The sequence below is a fragment of the Paenibacillus sp. FSL W8-0439 genome, from assembly GCF_038008995.1.
Lineage (GTDB): Bacteria > Bacillota > Bacilli > Paenibacillales > Paenibacillaceae > Paenibacillus > Paenibacillus polymyxa.
Genome location: NZ_JBBPAK010000001.1, coordinates 4,097,678 through 4,114,150, shown reverse-complemented (window position 1 = coordinate 4,114,150; position 16,473 = coordinate 4,097,678). Strand labels below are relative to the sequence as shown.

The window sequence follows — 16,473 nt, the reverse complement described above, 5'->3', positions numbered from 1 at the left end:
TTTTCTATAGCGCTATAGGACATTCCCTAATGGGAACGGAGAGGAATGAATTTCATAATGAGAGTAAGCGAATGAATCTTTCCCATGGGCTTGCGACGGACTGATTCATTCTGAAAAGGAGCGTTGATCACCGATGAAAAAGAAATACAGTCTCAACTTCTTCAAACCAATCGAGAGCTATTCCGGAAATTGGTCAATCCTTGAAGAAAAAAATAGAGAATGGGAAAACGTGTACCGCCAGCGTTGGTCTCATGACAAAGTGATTCGTACGACGCATGGTGTTAACTGTACCGGCTCCTGTAGCTGGAAGGTTTTTGTTAAGAATGGCATCATCACTTGGGAAAATCAGCAAATCGATTATCCCTCCTGCGGTCCAGACATGCCGGAATTTGAGCCGCGTGGATGCCCGCGTGGTGCTTCATTTTCCTGGTATGAATACAGTCCGTTACGTGTGAAATACCCATATATGCGCGGTAAGTTATTGCGACTCTGGCAAGCTGCCCTCAAGGAGCATAGCAATCCGGTAGACGCATGGGCCAGCATTGTGGAAGACCCGGAGAAAGCCAAGCTCTACAAATCGGCTCGCGGCAAAGGCGGGCATGTTCGTGTGGCTTGGGATGATGTTCTGCATCTGATTTCGGCGCAATTAATTTACACCATTCGCAAATACGGTCCTGACCGGATTGCAGGCTTCACCCCTATTCCAGCAATGTCAATGATAAGCTATGCCTCAGGAGCGCGGTTTATTTCATTGCTTGGTGGGGAGATGTTGAGCTTTTACGATTGGTATGCCGATCTTCCGCCTGCTTCTCCTCAAATTTGGGGTGAGCAAACGGACGTACCTGAATCCTCAGATTGGTACAACGCGGGTTACCTGATCATGTGGGGATCGAATGTGCCGCTTACCCGGACGCCGGATGCCCACTTTATGACGGAAGTACGCTATAAAGGAACGAAGGTCGTATCCGTGGCTCCGGATTTGGCGGAAAACGTAAAGTTCGCTGATAACTGGCTTGCACCCAATCCGGGTACAGACGCCGCTGTGGCACAGGCGATGACACATGTCATTCTGGATGAGTTCTACCAGAAACGCCAGGAATCCATGTTCATTAACTATGCCAAGCAATATACAGATATGCCATTCATGATTCTGCTTGATCCCTACGAAGGAGCCTGGAAAGGCGGACGTTTTCTGCGGGCGAGTGATCTGGGGGATGCTTCACAGCATGCAGATTGGAAACCGGTCATTTTCGATGAAGTAGCAGGGGAAATGATGGTCCCGAACGGAACAATGGGACAGCGCTGGGAGCAGGATAAGAAATGGAATCTGATCTTGGAGCGGGAAGATGGAACCAAGGTTGAGCCTGCGCTCACGGTGGAAGGTCATGACGAGCAATGGGAAGAAATCGTATTCCCTTATTTTGATAACACAGGTAACGGAACATTCAAACGTGTCATTCCGGCGAAAAAAGTACGTCTGGCTGATGGCTCAGAGCGCTTCGTAGCCACCGTATATGACTTGATGATGAGTCAGTATGGTGTCGCTCGCAATGATAGCCCTCATAATGCAAAGGATTATTACGATGCAGCTTCTCATTACACTCCTGCCTGGCAGGAGAAGATCACGGGAGTCAAGGCATCGGTCGTAGTGCAAGTTGCTCGCGAATTTGCTCAGAACGCCATCGACACTCAAGGACGTTCCATGATCATTATGGGGGCGGGGATCAATCACTGGTTTAACAGTGACACCATTTATCGCTCCATCTTGAACCTGGTCGTGCTGACGGCTTCCCAAGGTGTTAACGGTGGAGGCTGGGCGCATTATGTAGGTCAAGAGAAGTGCCGTCCTATTGAAGGCTGGTCAACGATTGCCTTTGCCAAAGACTGGCAGGGACCGGCTCGGTTGCAAAATGCTACTTCGTTTTTCTATTTTGCAACAGAACAGTGGCGGTATGAAGAAAGCGGCACCGACACATTGAAATCGCCGACTGGGGGAGAGGTCAGTTACCAACATCCGGCTGACTACAATGTACTTGCTGCACGGTTGGGCTGGATGCCTTCTTACCCGCAGTTTAATAAAAACAGCCTGCTATTCGCCGAAGAGGCGGCGCAATTAGGCAAGAAGTCAAACGAGGAAATCATTAACCACACTGTGGAAGAGATTAAATCGCGTAAGACCCGTTTTGCTATTGAAGATCCAGGGGCAGCGGAGAACTTCCCGCGTTCGCTCTTTATTTGGCGGTCCAACCTCATTTCCAGCTCGGCCAAGGGACAGGAATATTTCATGAAGCATTTGCTTGGAGCCTCCGACGCGCTGCTTGCCCGGCCGAACGAAGATCAGAAGCCTGAGGAAATCGTCTGGCGGGAAGATGTGGAAGGAAAGCTTGATTTGATGGTCGCACTTGATTTCCGGATGACCACAACGCCATTGTACGCGGATGTCGTACTTCCGGCGGCAACCTGGTATGAGAAGACGGATTTGTCCTCGACAGACATGCATCCGTTCGTGCATCCATTTAATCCTGCAGTGAATCCGCTTTGGGAATCCCGCTCGGACTGGGATATTTACCGTCAGCTGTCTGAAACCTTCTCGAACATGGCCAAAGAGCATCTACCGGGAATATATAAAGACCTTGTAACTGCACCGCTTGGGCATGATTCCATAGGCGAAATTGCGCAACCGATGGGTCTTATAAAGGACTGGACGAAAGGCGAGGCCGAAGCTGTGCCGGGTAAAACCATGCCTAATTTCAGCATCGTAGAACGCGATTACACCAAAATTTACGATAAATATGTCTCGCTCGGTCCAAATTTGGCTACTGGAAAAACGGGCGCGCATGGCGTTAGCTTCTCGGTAGCGGATGAATATGAGGAATTGAAGAAGCTGAACGGGGTTTATTATGATGAGTCCATTAAAGATGGACTGCCGAAGATCCAGACAGCCCGTCAAGTGGCTGATACGATTCTTCATCTTTCGTCTGCAACGAATGGTCGTGTCTCCCAAAAAGCCTACGCAGAGGCGGAAAAGGATCACGGTGTGAAGCTAATGGACATCTCAGCCGATCGCGCCGCCGAGAAGATCACGTTCCAAAGCATTACAGCGCAGCCGCGTGAAGTTATACCGACACCGGTATTCAGTGGCTCTAACAAACAGGGACGTCGCTACTCGCCATTTACCACGAATATTGAGCGTCTCGTTCCGTTCCGGACTTTGACAGGAAGACAGCATTTCTATATCGATCATGAAATCTTCCAGCAGTTTGGGGAGTCGCTGCCTATCTATAAACCGACTTTGCCACCGATGGTATTCGGTACACGTGATCGGGAAATCAAGGGTGGCCAGGATTCACTTGTGCTTCGTTATCTGACTCCACATGGGAAATGGAATATTCACTCCACTTATCAGGATAACCAGCATATGCTTACGCTGTTCCGTGGAGGCCCAACGGTATGGATCAATAACGAAGACGCAGCAGCCCACGATCTGGCCGACAATGACTGGGTAGAAGTGTACAACCGTAACGGTGTCGTCACCGCCCGGGCAGTTGTCAGCCACCGGATGCCAAGAGGAACGATGTTTATGTACCATGCACAAGATAAGCACATTCAAGTGCCAGGCTCCGAAATCACGGATACACGCGGGGGCAGTCATAATGCGCCAACAAGAATTCATCTCAAACCGACCCAGATGGTTGGCGGATACGCTCAGCTTAGCTACGGGTTCAACTATTACGGTCCAATCGGCAACCAGCGCGATGTGTACGTAGCGGTACGTAAAATGAAGGAGGTTAACTGGCTTGAAGATTAAAGCTCAAATTGCCATGGTCATGAACCTGGATAAATGTATTGGCTGCCATACGTGCAGCGTGACGTGCAAAACAACTTGGACAAACCGCAAAGGTGCGGAATATATGTGGTTCAACAACGTGGAAACGAAGCCCGGTATTGGTTATCCAAAACGCTGGGAAGACCAGGAACAGTATAAGGGGGGCTGGCAGCTTCGCAAAGGGAAACTTGAACTGAAGTCAGGGAACAAGCTGTCCAAGATAGCGCTCGGTAAAATTTTCTACAATCCCGATATGCCTGAAATGAAGGATTATTATGAACCCTGGACTTACAATTATGAACATTTGACCAACGCCAAAGAGCAGAAGCATTCTCCGGTCGCGCGTGCACAATCTGCTGTAACAGGCGAAAAAATGGATCTGAATTGGGGGCCAAACTGGGAGGATGATTTGGCAGGTACGCATGTGACAGGACCTCTCGATCCCAATATTCAGAAAATTGAAGAAGAGATTAAATTCAATTTCGAGAAGTCGTTCATGCTGTATCTTCCTCGGCTTTGCGAACACTGTCTGAATCCAAGCTGTGTCGCATCCTGCCCTTCAGGTGCCATGTACAAACGGGACGAGGATGGCATCGTGCTTGTGGATCAGGAAGCATGTCGCGGCTGGAGATATTGCATGACGGGTTGTCCATATAAGAAAGTGTACTTCAACTGGCAGACGAACAAAGCAGAGAAATGCACCTTCTGCTTCCCGCGCGTAGAAGCCGGGTTGCCAACCGTCTGCTCCGAGACGTGTACCGGACGAATTCGTTACCTTGGCGTTCTGTTGTATGACGCGGATAAGGTGCAGGAGGCTGCTTCTAAAGAGGATGAGAAAGATCTGTATAAAGCACAGTGTGATTTGTTCTTGGACCCAAGTGATCCAGCGGTAATTGCGCAGGCAAAAAAAGATGGGATCTCGCAAGATTGGATTGAGGCTGCGCAGAACTCACCGGTCTACAAGCTTGCTATTGAGTATAAGCTGGCATTTCCGCTTCATCCGGAATACCGCACGCTGCCGATGGTCTGGTATGTACCACCACTTAGTCCGATCATGAATTACTTTGAAGGGAAAGACTCCATCGAGAATCCAGATATGATCTTTCCAGCTATCGAAGAAATGCGCACGCCTATTCAGTATCTTGCCAATATGTTGACGGCGGGCGACACCCAGACGGTGAAAGAATCGCTGCAGCGGATGGCTATGATGCGCTCCTATATGCGTGCCCAGTCCACAGGACAATCTTTCGATGAAAGCCGTCTGGAACGCACCGGCATGACAGCACGTCAGGCCGAGCAGATGTACCGGCTTCTGGCCATTGCCAAATACGAGGACCGTTTCGTTATTCCAACATCGCATAAAGAGGGTTATTCTAATCCATATCGCGCCCAAGGAGCTGCTGGTTACGGTGATACCTTAGGGAATATGGAAGGTTGTGGAGTTGCAGGAGCTGGCTGTAGCGGTTGTAGCCTGGCAAGCTCCACGGGAATGGAAGAGCCTTCGAAATCAGGCAAGCAAATGTATGAAGAAAACTTCTACGGGGGTATTTGGCGTGATTAATGTAGCGAAACTGTATGAATTCAAGCCTTCATTCGGGTTTTTCGCCCAACAACTCATGTACCCGGAAAAGCTGGATTTTCATCCGGCTTTTCTGGAAGCATCATTTGATCCGGATCATCCTGCGTATACGTATGCTCATAAGTACTGGTCTCTTATGCAAGAGTTTAGTATGGAAGAGATCCAGGAACTGTATACAGAAACCTTCGATTTTCAAAAAAATTGCGCACTATATATGACTTACTTCAAGTTTGAAGATGCAAAAGAAAGAGGACAAATGCTGGTCAAGTTAAAGGTTCTCTATGAAATGTATGGTCTTGAAATGCCAGATGGTGAGCTGCCGGATTACCTACCGCTCATGTGTGAATTCCTGTATGCCGCCGAATGGGTACAGGATGCAAAGACGACAGAAAATTTCCGCATGCCGATCGCGATTTTGGAAGACGGCACTTATCATTTGCTTAAAGCGCTGGAAAAAATGGAAAGCCCGTATTTTCATCTGGTCAAGGGACTGCGCGAAACGCTTAAAGCTTGCGTAGAACAGGAGGCAGCCACGCTATGATGATGGAGCAGTTTTTATGGGTCATTTTCCCTTATATGTGTGTGGTCATTTTTATCGTAGGCCATATCTTCCGCTATAGAACGGACCAATTCAATTGGACGGCAAAATCGAGCGAATTTATTGAAAAGAAACAATTGATGATCGGAAGCCTCTTATTCCACCTGGGGATCATTCCAGTTATTTTCGGTCATGTGTCTGGTCTGGGTATACCCAAAACCTGGATGCATGCACTGGGGGTAAACGATCATCTATATCACATTGGAGCGGTCTATATTGGTGGAATATTTGGAGCCATGACGTTCCTTGGGATGTTGATACTTACCTCTCGACGTTTTACAATTCGTAATGTGCGCCGTTTAAGTACAGCTTCTGATTTGATCGTAAACGTATTGCTGTTGGCGCTTGTGTGCATGGGGATGTTTGCCACACTCGTAACGAATGCGGTTCAGCCGGAATTTGATTATCGGGAGACAATCTCGATCTGGTTCCGCGGTTTGTTCATATTCCGTGTTGACCCTACACTGATGAGAGATGTACCGATTTCTTTCAAGCTTCATGTACTTATGGGTTTTGCGATTTTTGCATTCTGGCCGTTTACCCGGCTTGTACATGTGTGGAGTGTTCCGTTGAATTATGTGCGCAGAAGTTATATCCTTTACAGAAGACATAAATCAAACTAGGAAAGCGGGCTCTGCCTTCTTTCCTAGTTTTATTAGGAGAGAGTGATGAATAATAAGATGGATTATCAAAGGGAGCTTGAGCGAATACGCGAACATTTCGGTTATGATTTTATGGCACTTGCTCTGGTTGAACCGGCCGAATATCAATACGTCATTAAATGGAAAAACGCCGCTGGCAATTTGAATGATCGATTTAAGCGGATTGTACTGCAATCTGGAAAGGGCATAGCAGGAGTCGTGTTTAAAACCGGGAAATCTATCTTTATTCCATCTGTTCATCAATTTGTTGGGGCAGACAACCTGTTTAACTATCCAATCGTTCAATCCGAGAAGCTCAAGAGTCTCGGCGCTGTGCCCCTGTGGAATGATGCTCGCGTCGCGGGTGTACTGCTGGGTGGATTTCGAGAAGAACAGCTGATGACCGAAGCTATGATGCGTGATTTGGAAACCTTGGCACATAGGGGAATTGGAGAGTTGAACGGGAAGGAAGTGATCTGAATTGACATTGTCTATAGGGACAGACTCTTTGAGTACGCTAATGGTGAAGATGTTTGAGAACAGTACAGAAGCTATCTTCTTTTTTGATAGGGAAGGGAAAACCCTAGCCATGAACCCGGCGGCTGAGGAGATTGTAGACGATGACGTTCTCATTCAACTCTATGAAGGACAGGACAGGGCCTTATGTGGAACATGCAGAGGCTATACAAGCGACACAGAGCCCCGTACCTGCCTTGACTGTTATTTCAATGTGCCTGAATCCAACAATTTTGCTTCTTTTCAGGTTTATCTGGAGACGAAAAGCAACGGAATGGTTCCCTATGCAGCTTCTTTTCATACGATTGATTCTACAAATGGAATCCGGGTGCTGATGCTGAGAGATTTGACCCCGCAATTTCAGACGCAGGAGAAATTGTATCAGAACAAAATGATGAAACATGTTATTGAAGCACAGGAAAACGAGCGTAAACGGCTTTCCAGAGAGCTGCACGACAGCGTCGCCCAGGAATTGATGAGCGCGGTTGTTGAACTACGGGTATTAAAATACATGACGAATGATGAGCAGCTCATTAAAAACATGAAACAAACAGAAGCATCCATGACACGCTTGCTGGATGATATCCGCAACCTGTCTGTGGATCTTCGTCCTGCTACCCTTGATGATTTTGGACTTGAGGCGGCATTCCGTTCCCACTTTAAGCGGGTCGAGCAAAGTTTTGGTCTAGTGGTTGAGTTCGTATCTGATCTTCCCCAGAAGCGGTATGGAAGCGAAAAAGAAACAGTCATTTATCGCGTCTGTCAGGAGGCTGTGCTCAATGCGTTGAAGTATGCCCAGGTGGATACCGTTAAAGTTACTTTGTCGGAGCACGAACACGCGCTTCGTTTGACTGTAGAGGATAATGGGATTGGCTTTGATAAGGGGGGCAAGCCTATTGGAACAGGACTTGGCTTGTATGGTATGCAGGAGCGAGCAGAGCTGGTAGGTGGAAGTTTTGGCGTCCTTTCGAATGTTGGCCAAGGAACCAAAGTCTTTTTACAAATTCCGATTGGATACGAGGAGGAATAGAAACTTGATCAAAATTGTATTAGCGGATGATCATGCCATTGTAAGAAGCGGATTTTCCATGATTCTCAACTTCCAATCGGATATGGAGGTTGTCGGAACGGCTGCGGACGGGATTGAAGCGTATACTATGGTAGCCAAACATCAGCCGGATATTCTAATTATGGACCTCAGCATGCCTCCAGGCGAAAGTGGTTTGATCGCCACAGGCAAGATTAAAGAGGACCACCCTGATACTAAAATTCTGATTTTGACCATGCATGACGACGAAGAATATCTATTTCATATTTTGAAGAATGGTGCTTCAGGGTACGTTTTGAAAAATGCGCCAGATGAGGAGTTATTGCTTGCCATACGTACCATTCATGGGGGCGGGACTTATATCCATCCTAAAATGGCCACTTCTCTCGTGCGTGAGTTCATTAAGAAAGACACAACATCACAAACCGAAGATCCGTATGAGATTCTGTCCAAGCGCGAGCTGGAGATTCTCCCTTTGGTTGCAAAGGGATACGGTAACAAGGAAGTTGCCGAAAAGCTGTTCATTTCTGTCAAAACCGTGGAAGCGAATAAAGCTAAAATCATGGAGAAGTTGAACTTAAAAAGCCGGCCTGAGCTGGTCCAATATGCTTTAAAGAAAAAAATGCTGGATTTCTAGTTTATGAAGAAGATTATTTTTAATCCAATAATATATCTACAATGAATCAAGCAGCTTCTTACGAGAAGCGGCTTTTTTATTTTCAGGGACTCCCCTGACCGGGAAAGGGGAGTCCCCTATATTCGAAAGGAACGGCTAGCGGCTACAATGGGAACAGAAAAATACAAATCAAACATTCGACAGAATAAAGTTGAAAAGGTGAGTTAAATGATTAGAAAAATGCAGTTGCCGCTACAAACATTGAACCTGATTCTTGGATTCATGGTGTGGGTCATCATTTCTTCCCTCATGCCGTTCATTACGGAGGATATCGTGATTCCACCCGGAAAACTGGCCATGGTTACGGCGATTCCGGTCGTGCTTGGATCGATTCTGCGCATTCCGCTTGGTTATTATGCCAATATTTTCGGGGCGAGAATCGTTTTCCTCGTTAGCTTTGTTTTGCTTTTGTTTCCGGTCTACTATATCAGTGAAGCTTCGACGATGACGGATTTAATTATCGGTGGCTTGTTCCTTGGGATTGGGGGAGCGGTGTTCTCGGTTGGAGTAACTTCACTGCCCAAGTACTATCCGAAAGAAAGACATGGCTTTGTCAACGGGATGTATGGTGTGGGCAACCTGGGGACAGCAGTAACGACCTTCTCCGCTCCGATTGTAGCGACACAGGTAGGATGGGCACTTACAGTCAAGCTGTATCTTATCCTATTGCTTGTTTTTATCGTTTTGAATTTCTTCTTTGGGGACCGTCATGAAGCTAAAGTCAAGACCCCCATTATGGAGCAAATCAAAGGGGTTTACAAAAATGAAAAGCTTTGGTTTTTCTCGCTCTTTTATTTTATTACGTTTGGCTCATTTGTAGCGTTTACGGTGTATCTACCGAATTTCCTCGTATCGAATTTCGAACTGGATAAAGTGGATGCAGGGATGCGTACAGCAGGCTTTATCGCAATTGCTACATTCTTCCGCCCGATCGGTGGCTGGCTGGCGGATCGTTTTCAGCCCTTGTTCCTGCTGGTAGGTACGTTTGCTGTATATACGGTCGCTGCGATTCTTTTGGCTTTTTCCCCAGACATCACCCTGTATACCGTAGGGTGCTTGGCTATCGCTGTGAGTGCGGGAATCGGGAACGGTGTCATTTTCAAGCTAGTTCCCTTTTATTTTAATAAACAGGCAGGCATAGTGAACGGAATTGTATCCATGATGGGTGGCCTGGGTGGCTTTTTCCCTCCGATCTTGTTATCGACGATTCATGCGGCTACTGGCCAATATTCCATCGGGTTCATGTTACTCTCCCAAGTGGCACTGGCTAGCCTGATTCTCGTCATATGGCTATATTATCAAGGGCGTTTCCCTGTAACTGCCGAGCAGAACCGCTTTGAGAAACAAAAGGAACTTCAGCAGTAAAGCATTAAGAGTGGAGAAATTATAAAGACACCTTTAACGTTTCTAGCGAGAGCCACAGGAAAAAGCACAAAGTTAACGATCGCTCTTCAACGTTAGGGGGACATTGTGATGAAGGAACGTTATTCAAGACAGATCTTATTTAGACCCATCGGCAGTGAAGGACAACGTAATCTGTCTGAAGCTGTTGTTACCATTATCGGCTGCGGGGCACTAGGCTCCGCCATCGCTGAAACATTAGTAAGAGCGGGCGTCGGAGAGATTCACCTGGTTGACCGTGATTATGTGGAGACGTCGAATCTGCAACGCCAGCAGTTATTCACGGAGCAGGATGCTGCACAAATGCTCCCCAAGGTAACGGCTGCTGAAAAAAGGTTAAAGGCGATACGAGAAGACGTACGCTTGTATACCTATCTCGACAGCTTGGATACCGGGCTTGCTCAAGAGCTTGCTGGTAAAAGCACATTGCTGATGGATGCAACGGATAATTTTGAAACCCGGCTGCTTATAAACGATGCTGCACGAAAGGCTGAAATTCCATGGATTTACGGCGCCTGTGTTGGAAGCACAGGCGTTGTTTTTCCGTTCGTGCCGGGCAAGTCAGCTTGTTTTCGTTGCCTACTGCCATCGCTGCCGGCAATCAATCAGACCTGCGATACGGCTGGAATCATCTCGCCCGCAGTTCAAGTGACGGCTGCTCTCCAAAGTGCAGAAGCCATGAAGTGGCTGAGCGGTAAACGTGATAAAATGCGCAGCAAGGTTCATTTATTTGATCTATGGGAAAATACGCAGATGGACATAGGGATTTCCCGCATCCGCAATCAGAATTGTCCGACCTGTGGAGAACATCCTGTGTTTCCTGCACTGACCGCATCCCGTCGCTCGGCGTATGCTTCGCTGTGCGGACGGGATGTAGTGCAGGTTCTTCCAGACCCTCATCGTCCGATTACGTTGGACGATGCAGAGAAAATGGGCAGGCTTATGGCGGAACGTGTAAAAAGGACCCCTTATTTCGTTGAATTTTATGCCTTTGAGCACCGAATGATTTTATTTAAAAACGGAAGGCTCCTCATTCACGGTATTGGAAGTATTGCCAGAGGTCAAAAGCTATACCATCAGTTGTTCGGTTAAACAAGGGATATAGATCCAGGAAATATAAATAGTGAGCAGAGTTTTCATAGCAGAGTAGCTTGCCAGGTGGCTGGAAGGTGGAAAAGATGAGTGTATTTGAAATCGTGACGGAACCCATTCTTCCGCAGATTTATGCAAATTATGTCTTAAGACCAGAAGCGGGAGCGGTGACCGTGTTTACAGGGCACGTAAGAGAGTGGACCCAAGGCGTACGGACATTATATCTTGCTTACGAGGCCTATGTGCCTATGGCTGAGAAAAAGCTTGCAGAGATTGGCCACGAAATTGAACAGAAATGGGAAGGGACAAGAGTAGCAATTGCACATCGGATTGGTGAGCTTCAGATCGGTGATATTGCCGTTGTCATCGCTGTTTCTTCACCACACCGCTCGGATGCGTATAAGGCGAATGAATACGCAATCGAACGAATCAAGGAAATCGTTCCGATCTGGAAGCGAGAGATATGGGAAAACGGAACACAATGGATCGGACAACAAAAGAAAAAGCCGGAGGAAATCAGTCATGATTAAGCTGTACTATTTTGCGGGACTCCGTGAAGTAACGGGAAAATTCGAAGAAATGGCAGATTTGGCAGGCCAAACTGTAGGGGAATTATACAGTTGGATCACAGATAAATACCCGGATATGCCGATCAATTCTACACGAATTGCAGTAAACGAGGAGTATGCGTTGCTTACAGATGTACTGCAGGATGGAGATATCGCAGCTTTTATTCCGCCTGTCAGCGGCGGCTAGTGAAAGTGCTCGTCATGTGTCCATGTCCGCAACGTCAAATACAGCTAATGAAAAAAAGAAGGTGGTCACATGAGTTCACATCCGCTGAAGGACCCATTGCGGCGTCCGATTCGTGATTTACGTATATCTGTTACGGATCGCTGCAATTTTCGCTGTTCCTACTGTATGCCAAAAGAAATTTTCGGCGACGATTTTGCCTTTCTTCCCAAAAGCGAATGCCTATCGTTTGAAGAGATTCATCGGCTTACGGAGCTCTTTGTAGGCCTTGGGGTCAAAAAAATACGACTCACAGGTGGTGAGCCGTTAATGCGACCGAACCTTCCCGACCTTGTCTCTAGTATTTTGTCTATCAGTGGAGTTGAGGATATAGGGTTGACCACAAATGGTTTGCTACTAGGGCAACAGGCGCAACGCCTCTATGGCGCGGGACTGCGACGGCTTAATGTCAGTGTAGACGCTCTGAACCCCGAGCTATTTGGGCAGATGAATGGACGGGGCATTAAGCCTGCGTTTATTTTGAAGCAGATCGATTTTGCAAGAGAAATCGGTTTTGAGATTAAGGTCAATATGGTGGTTCAAAAAGGTGTTAATGATTCTGAGATTTTGCCGATGGCTGCTTATTTTAAGGACCAGGGAATAACTCTTCGTTTTATTGAATTTATGGATGTAGGTAACGATACCGGATGGAGCTTCAAAAAGGTAGTAACAAAAGAAGAAATTATGGAGCGACTTAAGAATGAGTACGAGTTGGAGCCGGTAGATCAGAATTACTTTGGAGAAGTGGCAAAACGTTACCGTTATAAAGACAGCGACGCGCAAGTTGGCTTTATTACTTCGGTTTCGGATTCGTTTTGCTCATCCTGCACGCGTGCCCGTTTATCTTCTGATGGTAAGTTTTATACGTGTTTGTTTGCTTCAGACGGATTTGATTTGCGCCAGATGCTTCGTAACGGGGCGAATAATCAGGAATTACTTGATGCGATTACTTCAGTATGGGAACAACGCATAGATCGGTATTCCGATGAACGTACAGAACAGACTGCAAACAACAGAAAAAAAATTAACATGTCCTACATTGGCGGCTGACATTTTTATACGGGTAATGTGCCGTATTCGATGTGGATATTCCCAAAAAGAAAGCGCAAACATTTTTGTTGGCAAAACTTAAATTCGATGTTATTATGATCTTGGGATTGTTACTGAAAAGGCAAAACCCGGGACATGGAACTGGACTTCCATGTGTTGGGTTTTGCCTTTTCTTTTGTATACAGATTTGCAATAACGTAGAAAGGTGAGTGATAGTGTAGGGCTTATTCCTCTTTATGAATGCGCTTTCATTTTAATAGGTTTATAAATCTACACATTATAGTTTGGTTTACAGCGAAAGCTTGATCGGCTATTACCGTCTTGTGACCTATCTGAAATATCGCCCAGCATCTAAATCCTTTTTTAGATTATTGCGGGATCAGGGGGGCAGCCAGAATGATCATAACAAAGATATTTAATAATAACGCCATAATAGCCAAAGATTCAAAAAGGCATGAATTTGTTGTTATGGGTCGTGGAATTGCATTCAAAAAGAATGCAGGAGAACAAGTAGAAGAGCATTTAATTGAAAAGGTGTTTGTACTTAAACAAAAAGATGCTTCAGAGAAATTTAAATTACTGTTAGAGGATGTCCCTACAGAATATGTTTCGTTATGCTATGACATCATTGAATATGGAAAGAGCATATTGGAAGCACAGCTGAGCGACTATGTATATGTTTCGCTTACAGATCACATGAACAATGCATTTAAAATGTTTGATGAAGGGTTTAAAAATGCAAATCCGCTCATCTGGGAAATTAAAAAATTTTATCCTAAAGAGTTTGGAGTTGGCTTAAAAGCGCTGGAGTTTATTGAAGACGAAACAGGTAAACGATTGTCTGAAGATGAAGCAGGTAATATAGCTCTTCATTTAATCAATGCTCAAGTCAACAGCTCCTACCATAAAGTAGCGGATGTCGCTCAGCAAACTCAAAAAATACAGGATATCCTAAATATTATTAAGTACTCTTACAATATTACCCTGGATGAACAATCGACTAGCTATGAACGATTTATTACACATTTAAGGTTTTTCTTTCAGCGGTTAATTCAAAAAGAAAAATTAGCACTGGAAGATGATTTTCTATTAAGGCAAGTGAAAGCAAAGTACAAAAAAGCTTACAGTTGTATGCTGAAAATTGAGAAATACTTGGACACGGTATTGTCAGATGAAGAAAAACTGTATATAACGATTCATATTCAGCGCGTAACTCAATGACCAATTGAATAACTCCTTGGATTGTTACTGGTAATGCAGGCGAAACCAACCTAGATCGAATTTGATCTATTTTGGTTTTGCCTTTTTTTATAAATACAAATAAAGGGGCAGTTACAATGAAGTATGAGACATTAGCAAAAGACATCATCAGAAATGTCGGCGGCAAAGAAAATGTAAATAGTCTAACTCATTGTATTACACGCTTGCGCTTCAAGCTAAAGGATGAAAATAAGGCCAATACAGAGGTTCTGAAAAATATGGATGGTGTCGTCACTGTGGTAAAAAGCGGGGGACAATACCAAGTGGTGATCGGTAATCATGTGCCCGAGGTTTATGCGGATGTTGCTGCGATAGGCGGCTTCCAGGCAGGCGATTCAGAAGAAACATCAGGTGAAAAAGTCAGTTTGTTCAATAGGTTTATTGATACCATTTCAGGTGTATTTACACCCACGCTGGGTGTCTTGAGTGCCACGGGTATGATTAAGGGTTTTACGGCCTTGTTTGTAGCTATAGGCTGGCTGACTGTTACATCGGGTACCTATCAAATTCTCAATGCTTTAGGAGACTGCTTGTTCTACTTCTTCCCTATTTTCCTGGGGTATACGTCAGCTAAAAAATTCAATGCCAACATTTTTATAGGTATGGCGATCGGGGCGTCACTTGTTTATCCAACCTTTAGCACGATAACAGCCTCGGGTAAACCGCTATACACTTTATTTAGCGGCACTATATTTGAGTCACCGGTATATATCACCTTCTTAGGTATTCCGGTCATTCTGATGAGCTATGCATCAACGGTTCTTCCGATTATCGTATCCACCTATGTAGGCTCAAAAATAGAAAATTTCTTTAAAAAGGTCATCCCTAGCGTAGTGAGAACATTCTTGGTTCCGTTTTTCACTTTGTTAGTTATTGTACCCTTAGCGCTGATTGTGATTGGACCACTCTCGACTTGGGCAGGTCAACTGCTTGGCGCAGCCACCCTCTTTGTGTATAACTTAAGCCCGATGATTGAAGGCATAATCATGGGCGCTTTCTGGCAAGTATTTGTTATTTTCGGGTTACATTGGGGTCTTGTTCCTATCGCTATGAACAACTTGGCGGTGCTCAAATTCGATCCGATCCTTGCTGCAACGCTGGGAGCCTCCTTTGCTCAAACAGGTGTCGTACTGGCGATTTTGTTCAAAACCAAAAATGTAAAGCTGAGATCCCTTTCCATTCCAGCTGTCATCTCCGGGATCTTTGGTGTAACAGAACCCGCGATTTACGGGATTACATTACCACGTAAGAAACCATTCATTTTAAGCTGTATAGCGTCTGCAGTAGGTGGCGGTATTATCGGAATGATGGGAACGAAAGGCTATATCATTGGCGGCTTAGGCATTTTCGCGATTCCGAGCTATATTAATCCGTCAGGAATAGACAGCGGATTTTATGGGGCTGTTATTGGTATCCTGGTAAGTTTCGTATTAGGCTTCTTGCTTATGTTTTTTGGTGGATTTAAAGATGATGAGGTGAAAGAAACGAAAAAAGAAGTTAGTTCAACGGGAGCAGCAAAAGGAGGAGAAGTCTTAATAAGACAGGAGACGGTAATTAGTCCGTTAAAGGGTGATGTAAAACCTTTATCTGAGGTAACTGATGAAGCCTTTTCGACAGGTGCTCTGGGTAAAGGGATTGCCATTGAGCCTTCCGAAGGCAAGGTCGTTTCACCTGTAGATGGTGTATTAACATCCTTATTTTCGTCAGGTCATGCGATCGGAATTACCAGTGATCAGGGCGTGGAAATTCTCATCCATGTAGGTAAGGATACAGTCAAATTAAAAGGTAAACATTTTTATCCCAAAGTAAAACAAGGGGAAGCCGTCAAAAAGGGACAATTGCTCATGGAGTTTGATCTGGAGGCTATCCAAGAGGCTGGTTATGTTCTGACTACTCCTGTAATTGTTGCCAACACTGCTAGTTACTTGGATGTTATTGAAACGGAGAAGAAGACGATTGGTTATAAAGAGGATTTGTTGACGGTCATGGTCTAA

General features: G+C 45.6%; 14 protein-coding genes. All 14 read left to right on the top strand.

Annotated elements, in window-relative coordinates; all coding sequences use genetic code 11:
* The first annotated feature begins 133 nt into the window (after nt 1–133).
* The 14 genes from MKX36_RS17620 (at nt 134) to MKX36_RS17555 (ending at nt 16,473) form a co-directional block, all read left to right on the top strand.
* Nucleotides 134–3,808: a nitrate reductase subunit alpha gene (locus tag MKX36_RS17620; protein ID WP_340865215.1), complete on the top strand. Its 3,675-nt coding sequence runs from the start codon at nt 134–136 to the stop codon at nt 3,806–3,808.
* Complete coding sequence (gene narH, locus MKX36_RS17615; RefSeq protein WP_017426862.1) at nt 3,798–5,387, top strand: nitrate reductase subunit beta; 1,590 nt, start codon at nt 3,798–3,800, stop codon at nt 5,385–5,387. The genes MKX36_RS17620 and narH overlap by 11 nt, the downstream gene beginning before the upstream one ends.
* A complete protein-coding gene (gene narJ, locus MKX36_RS17610; protein WP_340865213.1) occupies nt 5,380–5,946 on the top strand; it encodes a nitrate reductase molybdenum cofactor assembly chaperone in 567 nt (188 codons plus the stop codon). The genes narH and narJ overlap by 8 nt, the downstream gene beginning before the upstream one ends.
* Nucleotides 5,943–6,626: a respiratory nitrate reductase subunit gamma gene (narI, locus tag MKX36_RS17605; RefSeq protein WP_013372381.1), complete on the top strand. Its 684-nt coding sequence runs from the start codon at nt 5,943–5,945 to the stop codon at nt 6,624–6,626. Before narJ ends, narI begins: the two co-directional genes overlap by 4 nt.
* A gap of 45 nt (nt 6,627–6,671) precedes the next feature.
* On the top strand, nt 6,672–7,124 hold the full coding sequence (locus tag MKX36_RS17600; protein ID WP_016821790.1) for a GAF domain-containing protein: 453 nt from the start codon (nt 6,672–6,674) through the stop codon (nt 7,122–7,124).
* A 1-nt stretch (nt 7,125) separates the two neighbouring features.
* A complete protein-coding gene (locus MKX36_RS17595) occupies nt 7,126–8,190 on the top strand; it encodes a PAS domain-containing sensor histidine kinase (RefSeq protein ID WP_340865212.1) in 1,065 nt (354 codons plus the stop codon).
* A 7-nt stretch (nt 8,191–8,197) separates the two neighbouring features.
* On the top strand, nt 8,198–8,845 hold the full coding sequence (locus MKX36_RS17590) for a response regulator transcription factor (protein ID WP_038978085.1): 648 nt from the start codon (nt 8,198–8,200) through the stop codon (nt 8,843–8,845).
* 207 nt (nt 8,846–9,052) lie between these two features.
* Complete coding sequence (locus MKX36_RS17585; protein WP_257126158.1) at nt 9,053–10,249, top strand: nitrate/nitrite transporter; 1,197 nt, start codon at nt 9,053–9,055, stop codon at nt 10,247–10,249.
* 108 nt (nt 10,250–10,357) lie between these two features.
* Nucleotides 10,358–11,377, top strand: coding sequence for a ThiF family adenylyltransferase (locus tag MKX36_RS17580; RefSeq protein WP_017426865.1), 1,020 nt, complete (start codon nt 10,358–10,360; stop codon nt 11,375–11,377).
* 86 nt (nt 11,378–11,463) lie between these two features.
* Nucleotides 11,464–11,907, top strand: a complete 444-nt coding sequence (locus tag MKX36_RS17575; RefSeq protein WP_340865211.1) for a molybdenum cofactor biosynthesis protein MoaE — start codon at nt 11,464–11,466, stop codon at nt 11,905–11,907.
* Entirely contained in the window at nt 11,900–12,133 is a 234-nt protein-coding gene (locus tag MKX36_RS17570; protein WP_016821782.1) for a MoaD/ThiS family protein, read from the top strand. The genes MKX36_RS17575 and MKX36_RS17570 overlap by 8 nt, the downstream gene beginning before the upstream one ends.
* A gap of 69 nt (nt 12,134–12,202) precedes the next feature.
* The gene (gene moaA / locus MKX36_RS17565) at nt 12,203–13,219 is read left to right on the top strand and encodes a GTP 3',8-cyclase MoaA (RefSeq protein ID WP_340865210.1); all 1,017 of its coding nucleotides are present in this window, start codon (nt 12,203–12,205) and stop codon (nt 13,217–13,219) included.
* A 396-nt stretch (nt 13,220–13,615) separates the two neighbouring features.
* Nucleotides 13,616–14,440, top strand: coding sequence for a BglG family transcription antiterminator LicT (gene licT / locus MKX36_RS17560; RefSeq protein WP_340865209.1), 825 nt, complete (start codon nt 13,616–13,618; stop codon nt 14,438–14,440).
* 116 nt (nt 14,441–14,556) lie between these two features.
* A complete protein-coding gene (locus MKX36_RS17555; protein ID WP_017426867.1) occupies nt 14,557–16,473 on the top strand; it encodes a beta-glucoside-specific PTS transporter subunit IIABC in 1,917 nt (638 codons plus the stop codon).